We start from the raw sequence: 13981 nt of genomic DNA on the forward strand, positions 1-13981 counted from the left end.
CAGACTTTTCTACTCACTCTCATTTATATTTTAAAATTTGATACTTCCATAAACTATTTAGATACGAATTAGAAGGATTTCTTAAAATAAATTGTTCAGCATTATCAAAGTTGTATACAACTTCAATTCGGGTAAAATAAATGTGTTTTAATAATGTTTTTGAGTTCAAACAGATCAAATTTAAAGTAATGATTTTATAAATTTTTACTGTATTTAAACCAACATTATATGCTTTTGGAAAACTAATTTGAAATTCGATACTAAATATTAAATAAACTTGAAAAATAATGTCAAAACCGATTTTCCTAATCGATTTAATAGCAGAATTATAAAAGTTATTTAATAAATTATGCATATGATGGTATTAGATTCAACTGCACTTACTTCACTAAAAACAACAGTGCAATTTTACAACTTACCAAAAACATATTTAAAATTATTTACATATGTTTAATATTAAATATATAATATATTGAATATTATATATTTATATTTTAATTATTAGAAAAATATAATAAAATAAGGCCAATAAAAAGATTTAATTAGCCCTATTGCTTTGTCATTATTAGTGAAAATTTGAAGTTGAAATAAGTCTTTGAAGTATTAATTTTGGTTTTTTAAGTTAATAATATATACTTTACAATAACCAAAAAATATTATTAAATGCAACGCCAATTATCCAATATCTCTGCCACTTATGGGCATAACACATTGCATTTCGGCATATACAATTCTATTGATAATTTTGATGAATTTAATTTTTCATATAAAAAGCAAAACATTAAGTTCCGAAATTCAACACACCTTGTTTTAACCTATTTAAAACAGATTTTAACAATATGCGCATTAATAATTTCTTATCACATTCAAAAATTAAATAGCCAATCGTTAACCTGTTTAGACTCCATTCCTTATTCTTTTATAGAGCATGGCATGAAAATCGAAACCATTAAGCGTGAAAATGATCATATTTTTAATAGTGAAAATAATTACTATTCCAATGGCCAAATTGAACAATGCTTTACCTGGGACGACGCATTAAAAGTATTCAATTATTTATCCTATTTTAAGAATGGCAAAGTAGAAGAAAAAGGCTATTACAATATTGATTTTGAAAGAACAGGAATATTTGAAAAGTATTATAATGATGAAAAAATAAAAGAGCAAAAAGATTATAGTAGAAAAATTGATTGTATATTAAACTATTGGAATGAATTAGGGATTCAAACTATTATTAATGGAAATGGATTTAAGCATTATGAAAACGAAATTGGATTCCGAAAGTGGAAATATGAATATTCATATACAAATTGTCGGATGAATGGAATACAAAAAACATATATTAATGGAATACTTGGCGATGAAAGTGAATATAAGGATGGCAGAATTAATGGAAGGTCTATAATTAGATATCCCAATGGAGAAATTCGAGCAGATATGTTATTTGATATGGATACATTAGTGTTTATTAAAAATTATACAATCTCAGATTCTGTTAAATGCATTGTTAAGTTTAAGTACTTTTATATTGATAAATTCATATACAAAGATAGTTTACCTCAAAATCAAACCTATCCTATTTGTATTAATGAACTCGAATTATCCAGAAGTTATATTACTCCTAAATTCATAAAAGACAATCCTAATTCTGACCGATTTGAGCAATTTCAATTGACTATATCAAAAAAAGGGAAGGTCAAAAAAATAACACCCAATGAAGGATTCATGACTATTGGATTGGAAAGTACATCTTTAATTAAAAAAATGATTTTCAAGCCAGCAAGAGCAAAGGGAAAACCTGTAAAATCAAAAATAAGAATACTATTTGACGTTTCAATTATTTAATTAATTAATCGAGGTAGATAAGAATTTCATGATGACTGGAAATTAGAATTGTATTCTACTAAAAATAAATTAAAGCTTAACAAATTGATAAGTAAATTATAATAGCCTACCCTATCCCCACATAATCATCCAAAACGATCCTCTTAGATTCATTGACCTTCACTGTGCAAGCATCATGCAGAGGATCGTGCTCGAGAATTAAAATTCCATTTTTAGAAACCAGTTGATTAAGGACAAATTCTTTTTCTTTCAAGGTCAACAATGGTCTAACATCATAAGCCATTACAAATGGTAAAGAAATATGATAAGAAGATGGAATTAAATCCGCAGTATACCAATAGGTTTGGCCAACATATTCAAATTCAAGCCCCATCAATGCTTCTGTGTGTCCGTAAAAAAAATGGATTTTTATTCCTTCTATCCAGTCGATCACATCCTGACTAAAGTCGATATATTTTAATTTGTTGTGTTCTAACAGGGGAACAAAATTTTCTTTAAGAAAAGATGCTTTTTCCCGATCATTGGGTTGCATGGCCCAATTCCAATGTTTTTCATTGGTCCAATAAACTGCATTCGGAAAGGCTGGTTGCAATACACCATCTATCGTTCGCTCCACTGCTCCTCCACAATGATCAAAATGCAAATGCGTTAAAAAGACATCCGTAATATCCGATACAGTAAGTCCTAAGTTAGTTAGTGACTTTTCTATGGATCCATCACCATGAGGTGAAAAATGGGATCTAAAACGCTCATCCTGTTTATTTCCCATTCCGGTGTCAACCAATATGTTCCTATCTTGGGTTCTGATCAACAAACAGCTCAAACCCCATGTACACATATTATTCTCATCCGGGGGATTCATCTTGCCCCACATGGATTTTGGTACGACACCAAACATTGCACCACCGTCTAATTTAAATTTACCCGCATCAATTATATGTATCGATTGAATCATATGGATATCATTAGAATAATCTGAAAGGTACTATACTATTATGCTACTATGAAAAAATATTATGCTTTTTTGTTAGAAGGGGTTCCAATATTTTCATGCAATTGAAGCATCTTAATTAAAGCAAGAGCTGATTCTTCGCCCTTATTACCTAATTTCCCACCCGAGCGTTCCTCTGCTTGTTTTCTATTTTTAGTTGTCAAAACCCCAAAAACAACCGGTTTGGAATAGCTTAAGGATAAATTCATTATGCCACTGGCAATAGCATGGTTAATGTATTCATCGTGTTTGGTATCTCCCTTGATTACACAACCCAGACAAATTACCCCTTGGACATAGGATTGATCCAACAACCATTTTGCAGCTAATGGCAATTCGTAAGCTCCTGGAACTTTATGTAGCTTAATATGCTTTTGCTGTATGCCTAAGTTGATTAATGTGGTCATACATGCATCTTGCAATGCATTGGTTATAGGGCTATTCCATTCAGAAACCACTATACCTATCTTGGTTTTTTCAAAATGTCCAGTCTGAATTACAGCCAGTTCTGAATTGGCAGAAGGAAGTATACCTGCCATCTTTGTCTCTATTTGACCCGTATAATAAACCGATCAATATTTGATCCGTCCGGAGAGTTAGGATAATTCTCTTTAATCTCAGTATAAGCCTTAAGTGCCCCAGCTTTATCACCTTGTTGTTCTTTTAGTACACCTATTTTCTTTAGATAAACCGGAGTCAAAAAATCATTTTTACGCACGGAAATAGCCTTTTCATAATAAGAAATGGCGGCACCAAACTCTGCTAAATCTGCACTTATATCACCTAATGCACCATTCTTTAATATAGGCATTACTTCTCCGCTGGCTTTAAATTCTTCAAAATAAGCTTTTGCTTCAGGCATATTGCCCATGTTTAAATTACACATTCCTGCATAATATCGAGCTAAATTTCCGGCAGGTGTTGCACCAAAATTCTCTACGATGTCCTTAAATCCGGAAAATCCTCCTCCCGGGTTATTAAGAGCCAATTCGAAAGAATCTTTTTCAAACATCATTTCTGCCTGATACATTTGCTCTAATGCTTCTTTTTGTTGAGGTTCAATATACAAATATTTATACGCGATATAACCACCTAAAACCAAAGCCAATCCTCCTAAAACACCTAAAATAAGCATTTTGTGTTTATCATAATAATTCTCTGCTTGGTGCTTAACTTCCGCAATATCTATAATGGTATCATCTCCACCACTTGTAGACGTATTAACAGATCCTTTCCTTTGAGTACTTTGTCTATATCCTTTTGCCATTTGATGCTTTTTTTAAAAAACCGTGCAAAAATAATATGAAAACATCAATAATATACTAGTTTTCATCATATATTAATAAAATAAGCCTTTAATTTGGTACTTAGTCTTATTAATCCTTGATATACGGGTAGTCCTTCTGCACATAATTATCATCATATAATGATTCAGGTGCCGGAAATGCCGATTCTTCAGCAAACTTAACAGCATCATCTATTTCATGCTGAATAGCCTCTTGAATAGCTACTATTTCATCCTGAGTTGCGATTTTATGTGCCAAAATACGTGATTCCGTTACCAATACAGGATCCAGCGTTTTGTAATGCTCCACCTCTTCTTTAGATCTATAATTGCCTGGATCTGATACTGAGTGCCCACGATACCTGTAGGTCTTAATTTCTAAGAAATAGGGTCCAGATCCAGACCTGCAATGAGAAGCTGCCTTTGAAACAGCTTCATGAACCGCAACCGGATCCATTCCATCTACCGATTCTGAAGGCATGTCGAAAGCCAATCCAATCTTATATAACTCGTGTACATTACTGGTGCGATCCACACTAGTCCCCATGGCATATCCATTATTTTCAACGATATAAATCACCGGTAGTTTCCATAGCATAGCCATGTTAAATGATTCATAAAGAGCGCCTTGTCGTGCTGCACCATCACCAAACATGGTAACGCATAAAAGTCCGGTTTCCCTATATTTTTCCGCAAAAGCAATACCGGTTCCAATAGGTATCTGAGCTCCAACTATTCCATTTCCACCAAAAAAACGGTGTTCCTTTGAAAAGAAATGCATTGATCCGCCTTTTCCTTTAACACATCCGGTTTCTTTACCGAATAATTCAGCCATACAAGATGCAGCTGAAAGCCCTCTGGATAAAGCTATTCCATGTTGTCTATACGCTGTTACCAAGGCATCTTCTGTTTTAATCCCAGTGACCAATCCTGCAGCAATAGCTTCCTGACCTATGTAAACATGACAAAAACCTCTTATTTTTTGCAATGAATACATCATTAAGGTTTTTTCTTCGAATTTTCTGATTCTCAGCATGGTCTCATACCATTTCAACCAGGTTTCTTTACTGTATTGAGATTCAATAGATGCCTTAATTTTTGGAGACTTAGCCGTTACTGTTGATGCCATAACTCAATTTTAGCCCAAAAATACATCATGTTATGACTGAAATCAAATAAATATTTCTAAGTATTGATTCTGAATTAGAAACGCGCATTTCTTTGAACTATTAAAGCTCAATTCTTGTACATTTGAGCTTCTCTAAAATCATCATGTACTTAAGTCGACTAAAACTTTTACAATTCAAGAATATCTCTGATCTTTCCTTGACCATTGGGCCAGGATTCAACTTTATTATTGGAAATAATGGTGTTGGCAAAACAAATATTATGGACGCCATCTATTATGCCTGTCTGAGCAAAAGTTTTTTTCAGGCATCAGATAAATTAGTAGTTCAGCACAATACTGATTTTTTTAGATTGGAAGCCGATTTCATAAACCAAGATAAAACGCATCAACTTATTATTAAATACAAACCTCAATCCATAAAAGAACTGAGTTGGGATGATAAAATTTATACCAAGGCATCTGAACATATTGGTAAAATTCCAGTAGTAATGATAGTGCCGGATGATGTTTTTACATTTATCCATCATTCCGATGATCGAAGAAAATTTATGGATCAAACATTGGTCCAAATTGATTCAGAATATCTTCAACATTTAAACACTTATAATAGAATTTTAAAGCAAAGAAATGCTGCTTTGAAATTGATGAAACAATCCAACCGCCGAGATGATCAATTATTAGAAATTTATGAACAAGGTCTGTTGATTGCAGCACAATACATTTACAACAAACGAAAACAATTTATTGAAGACATTGGCCCAATGCTTGCTTCCTATTCTAACAAAATCAGTCAAAACAAACAAGGTTCAACTATAACATTTGAATCTGACGCCAGCCAGGATCTTGGTATCTTATGGGCCACACAAAGGGACAAAGACTTTTATACCCAACGAACTAATGCTGGGATCCATAAAGATCAATTAGAACCCTTTTTCAATGAAAAGCCATTAAGACAATTTGGTTCACAAGGCCAAATTAAAACGTTTTTGCTTGCTTTAAGATTAGCTCAATATAAATTTCTGTTCCAATTCTCCGGAAAGAAACCCATATTAATATTAGATGATTTATTTTCAAAAATGGATAGCGCTAGAGTTCAACAATTACTATTTTTGCTTGAAGCAGAACATACAGGACAATGTTTTATCACAGACACCCATTTAGATCGAGCCCAACAATTGATCAAAAAAATATCTGTAGAAAGTCAAATTTTTCAAATCAATGATGGTAATTTAGCTTTACATGAAACGAAATAACGATCAACCCATTTCAGAGGTGCTCAAGGCATTTTCAGAACAAACTGCCTTTAAAGATAAATTGGCCATGAAGAAAATTGAAACCGTTTGGCTTCAACTTTACAGCTCATTGGTCAAAGATCACACCACTAAAATTTATGTAAAACAAAATAAAGTAAGTATCTACATAAACTCATCCGTATTAAAAAAAGAGCTACTCTTAAATAAAAATAAAATCCTTGATCAAATGAATGCCAACCTGAAAGAATTCGTCATTGAAGAATTAGAATTTAGATAGTAAAATAAATTAATTAAGGATTAACTGATTACTATTTATTTGAGATTATCTAATCAACATAATCCTTTGTGACAATTTTAAATCTCCATCTTGCCACATTAATAAATATACTCCATTTGGCAATGCATGATTAAATTCTAATCCACCATTGATTTGATGTTCTAGCTGAACTAATTGTCCCTGACTATTAATTAATTTTACCTGTTCCACACGATTAGATGGATTGAATAAAAATCCTTCACATGGATTTGGATACCAAGCATTATTCTTTAAGTATATATCTTTTGAAGCTACACTACAGGACTCATCTAATAAAGTCAAGATATATTCGCCGGGAAACTGTGCACCTGGATAACTGATATCAATTGGACCAAAGGAGGTGCCCATGGTAAGCATAATGATGGGCTTATAATCCTTGGGCGTATTGGCACTGGTTGGCGTCCCTTTTAATATAATACATCCTTGGGTTTTTTTAAGAAATTTACAATCAGGGGGGTTGCATTCATAACTAATACCTACTGGCAAATTACTAATAGCACCAGTTGGATTGATTTTAGCATATTCCAGATTGATTAGAAAAGGAATACCAGGTATAGTTAAAGTATCTGGAATAATTACGGTCATAGTAAAATCATAAGGTTTGTTTATACATGCCTTTTTTGAAATTCCACCGTTTGGTCTGTCTGCTGTAATTGGCTTTGGATAGACACCAGCGGAAGAATCCCTGTATATAGAATCAGGCACGCAAACTTGGCTATAACTTAAATTAAAACTGATACAAAGTATTAAAAAGCAGTATAATTGTCGCATAAATCATTTATTTTGTACCGCAAGTTACTGCTTATTGAGAATTCAATCGAAGTATTCATATGAAAACTACAAAAATATTTATTTGCATCATTATTATTTGCTCTTTTTTGATACAACTACAAGGACAAGCAACAATTCAAGGAATGATCAACGATGCAGCTAATGGTATGCCTCTGAGTGGTGTGATCATACAAATCAATAGTCAAGGAACTTCATCTTTACCAGATGGCTCTTATCTGCTTGAAATTTCCTCAGGGTCACATGAAATCTTATTTACTTATCCCGGCTATGAAATCGTAAGAAAAAAAATTGCTGTATTAGACTCTGACAAAATCATACTCAATATTTCTCTAAAAGAAACCAATATTATATTACAAACGGCTGTCATCAGTACTTCCAAATATGAAGTACCCATAAGCGAATCAACCATATCGATTGATGTACTTAAACCTAATACGCCGGAAAAACTAAATAGCACTTCAATACAACAAGTCTTAGATCGTGTTCCAGGGGTTCAAATCATCGATGGTCAGGCTAACATAAGAGGTGGTTCTGGATTTAGTTATGGGGCAGGAAGTCGGGTGATGCTCATTATGGATGATTTGCCTTATTTACAACCTGACGCAGGCTTTCCAAATTGGGATGACATTCCATTGGAACAAGTTGGCCAAATAGAAATCTTGAAGGGAGCAGCATCTTCATTATATGGATCTGCAGCCATGAATGGTGTCATCCATTTTCGCACAATAAACCCATCCATTGAACCCTATACCGCTATCAGTTTAATGCCAAAAATTTATTTCAAACCTAAGTCAAATAACGAATGGTGGGGAAAAGAAGGATCAGAACACACCACTCCGGGTGAATTGGCCATCTCCTTCATTCGACGACAAAAAATTGGAAATTGGGATTATAATTTGGGTGGATATTACATCAATAAAACGGGATACAACAAAGGTCACAATAATGAATTCGGTAGATTCAATGCATTGGTGCGCAGAAGGATAAACGACCGCTTTTTAGTCTCATTAGGACTTAATTTAAATCAAGGAATGAGTTCCAGTTATTTTTACTGGAAAGACAAAGGTTTATTTGAAGGAGATACCACATCTTTTAGCCATTCTAAAAAACTTAGATTTACTGTTGATCCAAGTTTACAATATTTTACTTCAAAACATTACAAACACAAATTATTAAGCCGTTGGATGCATATCGAAAATGGTTCTGACAACAATCAATCCAATAAGAGTGAAAACTTGTTTCTAGATTATCAAATTCATAAACTATTTGAACATAGTCAATTCAATTTTTCTGCAGGGATGGTTTGCAATTATTCCTACACCAATTCAAAACTATTTAGTGATACCATAATCAGAAGTTTGAATTTAGCACCATATATGCAAGTTGAAAAAAAATTATTTAATAGATTGACCATTAGCGGTGGTATTCGATTCGAATATTATCGTTTAAATGGGCCACAACTCGTCGGCAATAAACTTATAGAAAATCCAAGTATTGATTATCGTCCAGTGTATCGGTTAGGAGCGAATTTAAAATTAGCACAAAGTACCTTTTTACGTTGTTCTTGGGGCCAAGGATTTAGATTCCCAACGCTGGCAGAAAAATATATTGAAACCAATGCTGGTGTTATAAAAATCACTCCAAATCCTGATCTCAAATCTGAATTTGGAGAGTCGTACGAATTAGGCATAAAGCAAGGATTTAAATTAGGCTTTTACAAGGGCATATTAGACCTATCCGTGTTTGCTTCAAAATATCAAGACATGATGGAATTTTCACTCATATTTGTCAACTTCGCTCCTAAATTTCAATCTCAAAATGTTGGTGATACTTATATCAGAGGCCTTGAATTAAGTTTACAAGGAGTTGTAGAAGTTAATCATCATAAATTTTTGGTAAATGGTGGATATACCTATTTGATTCCCCTTTTTCAAGAATGGGATTTAACTGGAAAAGAATTATCCATCAATGCAACTTCTGGTGCAACAAGGGCTCAGCTGAATGCATTTGCATCTTCATCAAATATTAATATTTTGAAATATAGAAATAAGCACCTATTCCGCATGGATATAGAATACAATTACCATTCCTTTTTTGTAGGGGTGAATTTCAATTATGCAAGCCATACAATAGCTGTAGATCAACTTTTTGAACGCGAAGCTTTCTTTAAAGGCATCAAATCATATCGCGATGAACACAACACTGGATACAGAATATATGATACTAGAATTGGATATCAATTCAGCAAAATAACCGCCCAAATAAACATCAATAATCTGACGAATGAAGATTACTCTATCAGACCAGGATTAATGGAAGGACCAAGAAATATAAGCGCCAGATTGACTTGGAAGATGTAATGAACTTATCACTATATGCATTGAAAATATTGCACTATTAAACTGTTAATATAGCAAGTTCTATAATTTCTACTTTACATCTAAGTTATAATTAATACTAAAATCAGAACTTCTTGCACAATTCAATAAAATATGATCATTCACAGAGCAAGTTCGCAAATTAAATTAGATGAAAAATATATAATATTAAGTAGTTATAGAAATTTGGATCGACCTTAAGATGAACGATCCAAATAACATAGAGATGTTATTTGGTGAAGTGAACCTAAATAATTGGCGAAGTCCTCGAAGCCAAATATTTAGGCATGGAGGAAGTTACAATGTAATCAAATTGTAAAAATTCAAAACTGTATGACTGAGCGAACTTTGATTATTTATCAAAGTAATGAACGACAGTTCATTAAGCGAAGGAACATCGAAAGATGGTGGGTTGGATTTAAAAAAGCTTAGACTTTTCAGGCTAGAATTTTTGGTTCTTTTTTTTTATGAAAAAAGAACAAAAAGTCATTCCTAGAAACGTAGGATTAAACCTTTAAAGAACGTCAGATCATTTGTATAATTTTTTTATTGTTAAGTGGCATGCAAAAACAAAGAGTTTTTTGTTTTCTAAACTAGATAAAGCTAAATCACAATATTGATCGCTCTCCCGGAACAAAAATTAATTTCTTAATATCATGCCCTTCAATCCATTTTTTAATTTCCTCCAATTCCAATACTTGTTGCTTCAACTCATCATCACTAATGGATTTAGATACAGTCCATTCATATCTCTTTTTTCCATTGACGCTCACAGGGTACATGGCTGTATCTCGAACTAAATAGGCTTCATTTGCAATAGGATATGACGAATGATGAACAGAACTTTGTTCACCTAACATCGCATTAACTTCTTCCGTAATAAAAGGAGCGAATGGAGCCAATAATTCGTTTAATGTTTTTAATATTTGTCTATTAGAGCAATTCAATCGGCGCAACTCATTCACACAAATCATAAAGGCACTTACAGAAGTATTAAATGAAACTTGTTCGATATCTGCACTTACCTTTTTAATACAAGTATGTAATACCATCAATTCTTCTTTAGTTGGATCTGAGGAATTAGAATGATTATTTTGCATGACCGTTTCTACCAACGAAAAATATTTTTTAATAAATCCGGATACACCTGTAATTCCTTTTGTATCCCAAGGTTTTGAATCTTCTAAAGGCCCAAGAAACATTTCATACATTCGAAAAACATCTGCACCATACATGTCAACCACATCATCAGGATTGACAACGTTGTGGTATCGTTTAGACATTTTTCCTACTTCACTTTTAGTGCTCAATTTAAAATCGGATGGCAAAACATCTTGGTTACCTTGGAAGGAAGTATTTTGAAAAATGGCATCTTTATAATCGCTTAACCAAGAACAAAATTTATGTATCCCTTGAACGCTAAGATGTGAATCCGGTGAGCCGTAATTACTAACGAAATCGACATGAACCGGAATAAAAGCCAATTGCTCAATTTCAAATTCAGAACACATGTCAGATGATATAAAATGAGGTGGGTGGCTATTTTTAATTAAACAAATAGATTCAATAACACCTTGAATCATACCTTGATTGACCAATTTCTTAAACGGTTCTGTTGTTGGAACATAACCGCTATCATATAAAAATTTATGCCAAAAACGGGAGTACATCAGATGGCCAACAGCATGCTCTGTTCCTCCAATATAGAAGTCGACATCTTGCCAATAATTCAAAGATTCTTTACTTGCAAATGCTTCTTGATTATGCGGATCCATGTATCTTAAAAAATACCAACTCGATCCAGCATATCCTGGCATGGTGTCTGTTTCACGTATTTTATTTGGACTATAATTCACCCATTCTTCACAATCTGCGATAGGAGATTTTCCATTAGTGCCTGGTTTTATGGTTTCAATTTCTGGTAGTGTCAATGGCAATTCAGACTCATCAATAGTGTGACAAACACCTTCCGAATCAAAATAAACTGGAAATGGCTCTCCCCAATATCGTTGGCGGCTAAAATTAGCATCTCGCATTCGATATTGCAACTTTCGATTACCTATTTTTTTGGCTTCAATTAGAAGAATGGCTGCATCAATTGCGTCTGCAACATTCATTTGATTCAAGAAATCAGAATTTATGATTATACCCATTTTTTCTTCAGGTGAAGCATTTGGAAATTCAGATTGATCTAAAACTGGTAATAATGGCAAGCCAAATTTTAAAGCAAAAGCCTGATCCCTTAAATCATGACTTGGGACAGCCATAATAGCTCCAGACCCATAATCGATGAGTACATATTCTGCAATCCAGATTGGAATCCTCTTACCAGAAAAAGGATGAATACAATAAGACCCGGAAAAAACACCATTTACTATTTTAGTTTCTGCAAGTCGCTCGAGATCTGTTTTTTTTGTTACAGATAATAGATATTGTTCAACCTCATCAAATTGTTCTGAAGTGGTAATACGTTTGACCAATTCATGTTCAGGAGCCAGGACAATAAAACTAACACCAAAAATAGTATCAGGTCTTGTTGTAAATACTTCAATGGAATCATTCAAATGTTCGACTTGGAAATGGACTTGTGCACCAACTGATTTTCCTATCCAATTTCTTTGCATAGCTTTTAATGAATCGGACCATTGCAAATGATCTAAATCTGCTAATAATCGCTCAGCATAAGCCGTAATTCTCATAGCCCATTGCATCATAGGCTTCTTCTCAACAGGATGACCACCACGTTCAGAAACACCATCTTTGATCTCATCATTTGCAAGTACTGTACCTAATGCTTCACACCAATTCACAAATCCTTTTTTGCGATATACCAATCTAAAATTCATGAGTATATCATCCCTCTCCTTATTTGATTTATTTTTCCAATCATTAGCAGTAAATTGAACAGGTTCATTTGTAAATGCGTTCAAAGATTCACTACCCCATTTTTCAAAATGTAAAATAAGTTGTTCAATTGGTTTGGCTTTATGATCTATGGTACAATAATAAGATTTAAACAATTGAATAAAAATCCATTGGGTCCATTTATAATAATTAGGGTCGCTGGTAATTACTTCTCTAGACCAATCATAATTAATACCAATATTGTTGAGTTGCTTCCGATATCGATCTATGTTTAGTTCTGTTGATAGACGAGGATGCATTCCTGTCTGTATAGCATATTGTTCTGCAGGCAATCCAAATGCATCAAAACCCATGGGATGCAACACATTATATCCTTTCATTTTCCAATATCGTGCTAAAATATCCGAAGCAATATAACCCAATGGATGCCCTACATGCAGACCAGATCCAGATGGGTATGGAAACATATCTAAAATATAATATTTGGGCTTTGAATAATCATTATCAACTTTATTGGTGCCATGCTGGATCCAGTATGCCTTCCACCGCTCTTCTACTTCATGATGCTTAAACTCCATCTTCCCTAATTTTTTTGCAAATTTAAGAAAAAAAAATCAAATGACATTTATGAACACGAGTTGCTTGGTAACTTGGCTTTAGCCAACAAAAAAAGATACCAACAAAAGCCAAAAGAACCAATGCATAAAATTTAGTGCGATATAATATCCAAACTACTTTTAAAGCATTAAAAATGGTTTTCTCATATAATCTTCCATGTCTAAAATTCAAAAAAATAAATTACTTAAAAGAAATAAATTTAATTAATAAATCATCCTATTTTAAGTTTTGAAAACTATTATCTCTAAATAACATAGATGATTAAAATTTTACCTGAAACATTTAAAAAAAATTATATCAGATTTCAATTAATTCAAATCATTTTAATTAATAAAATCATTATTTTAATACAATAAATACAAGTTTAATACTTCACATTCAAAATGATGAAATTCAATATCCTGAATCAAGAATATTACTTTTGATGAATACTCTCGAAACACTTTATTTATTAAATCAAATCATAAAGAATTTTATCTTTTTTGAAAATTTAATAAAGAATGCTTACT

General features: G+C 32.9%; 10 protein-coding genes. 4 read left to right on the plus strand and 6 right to left on the minus strand.

Going from position 1 to position 13981, the window contains the following annotated elements:
- Window positions 1-663 precede the first annotated feature (663 nt).
- Complete coding sequence (locus IPK88_17255) at window positions 664-1845, plus strand: hypothetical protein (GenBank protein ID MBK8245178.1); 1182 nt, start codon at window positions 664-666, stop codon at window positions 1843-1845.
- A gap of 106 nt (window positions 1846-1951) precedes the next feature.
- On the opposite strand, the gene IPK88_17260 is transcribed toward IPK88_17255, so the two are convergent.
- The 4 genes from IPK88_17260 to pdhA all read right to left on the minus strand — a co-directional run bounded on the left by IPK88_17260 (window position 1952) and on the right by pdhA (window position 5250).
- Window positions 1952-2800 carry an MBL fold metallo-hydrolase gene (locus IPK88_17260; protein MBK8245179.1) on the minus strand — a complete coding sequence of 283 codons (849 nt, stop codon included), beginning with the start codon at window positions 2798-2800 and terminating at the stop codon, window positions 1952-1954.
- A 59-nt stretch (window positions 2801-2859) separates the two neighbouring features.
- A complete protein-coding gene (locus tag IPK88_17265) occupies window positions 2860-3375 on the minus strand; it encodes a 6,7-dimethyl-8-ribityllumazine synthase (protein MBK8245180.1) in 516 nt (171 codons plus the stop codon).
- An 8-nt stretch (window positions 3376-3383) separates the two neighbouring features.
- On the minus strand, window positions 3384-4103 hold the full coding sequence (locus tag IPK88_17270; GenBank protein MBK8245181.1) for a tetratricopeptide repeat protein: 720 nt from the start codon (window positions 4101-4103) through the stop codon (window positions 3384-3386).
- A 109-nt stretch (window positions 4104-4212) separates the two neighbouring features.
- Window positions 4213-5250: a pyruvate dehydrogenase (acetyl-transferring) E1 component subunit alpha gene (pdhA, locus tag IPK88_17275; GenBank protein MBK8245182.1), complete on the minus strand. Its 1038-nt coding sequence runs from the start codon at window positions 5248-5250 to the stop codon at window positions 4213-4215.
- 143 nt (window positions 5251-5393) lie between these two features.
- Here pdhA and recF point away from each other — a divergent pair, with 143 nt between their 5' ends.
- Both recF and IPK88_17285 read left to right on the plus strand, forming a co-directional pair.
- On the plus strand, window positions 5394-6503 hold the full coding sequence (recF, locus tag IPK88_17280; GenBank protein MBK8245183.1) for a DNA replication and repair protein RecF: 1110 nt from the start codon (window positions 5394-5396) through the stop codon (window positions 6501-6503).
- Entirely contained in the window at window positions 6490-6780 is a 291-nt protein-coding gene (locus tag IPK88_17285; protein MBK8245184.1) for a DUF721 domain-containing protein, read from the plus strand. The genes recF and IPK88_17285 overlap by 14 nt, the downstream gene beginning before the upstream one ends.
- 45 nt (window positions 6781-6825) lie before the next feature.
- Here IPK88_17285 and IPK88_17290 read toward each other — a convergent pair whose 3' ends face one another.
- A complete protein-coding gene (locus tag IPK88_17290) occupies window positions 6826-7590 on the minus strand; it encodes a T9SS type A sorting domain-containing protein (GenBank protein ID MBK8245185.1) in 765 nt (254 codons plus the stop codon).
- 59 nt (window positions 7591-7649) lie between these two features.
- Here IPK88_17290 and IPK88_17295 point away from each other — a divergent pair, with 59 nt between their 5' ends.
- Complete coding sequence (locus IPK88_17295) at window positions 7650-9971, plus strand: TonB-dependent receptor (GenBank protein ID MBK8245186.1); 2322 nt, start codon at window positions 7650-7652, stop codon at window positions 9969-9971.
- Window positions 9972-10597: 626 nt separating this feature from the next.
- Here the strand turns inward: IPK88_17295 and IPK88_17300 are convergent.
- Entirely contained in the window at window positions 10598-13432 is a 2835-nt protein-coding gene (locus IPK88_17300; protein ID MBK8245187.1) for a leucine--tRNA ligase, read from the minus strand.
- Window positions 13433-13981 lie beyond the last annotated feature (549 nt).

Origin of the sequence: Candidatus Defluviibacterium haderslevense (genome assembly GCA_016712225.1) — a bacterium.
In the GTDB taxonomy this organism is placed as follows: domain Bacteria; phylum Bacteroidota; class Bacteroidia; order Chitinophagales; family Saprospiraceae; genus Vicinibacter; species Vicinibacter haderslevensis.

Coding starts and splice junctions, on each gene's coding strand:
- IPK88_17255 (MBK8245178.1), top strand. CDS start 664: ATGCAACGCCAATTATCCAATATCTCTGCCACTTATGGGCATAACACA.
- IPK88_17260 (MBK8245179.1), bottom strand. CDS start 2,800: ATGATTCAATCGATACATATAATTGATGCGGGTAAATTTAAATTAGAC.
- IPK88_17265 (MBK8245180.1), bottom strand. CDS start 3,375: ATGGCAGGTATACTTCCTTCTGCCAATTCAGAACTGGCTGTAATTCAG.
- IPK88_17270 (MBK8245181.1), bottom strand. CDS start 4,103: ATGGCAAAAGGATATAGACAAAGTACTCAAAGGAAAGGATCTGTTAAT.
- pdhA (MBK8245182.1), bottom strand. CDS start 5,250: ATGGCATCAACAGTAACGGCTAAGTCTCCAAAAATTAAGGCATCTATT.
- recF (MBK8245183.1), top strand. CDS start 5,394: ATGTACTTAAGTCGACTAAAACTTTTACAATTCAAGAATATCTCTGAT.
- IPK88_17285 (MBK8245184.1), top strand. CDS start 6,490: ATGAAACGAAATAACGATCAACCCATTTCAGAGGTGCTCAAGGCATTT.
- IPK88_17290 (MBK8245185.1), bottom strand. CDS start 7,590: ATGCGACAATTATACTGCTTTTTAATACTTTGTATCAGTTTTAATTTA.
- IPK88_17295 (MBK8245186.1), top strand. CDS start 7,650: ATGAAAACTACAAAAATATTTATTTGCATCATTATTATTTGCTCTTTT.
- IPK88_17300 (MBK8245187.1), bottom strand. CDS start 13,432: ATGGAGTTTAAGCATCATGAAGTAGAAGAGCGGTGGAAGGCATACTGG.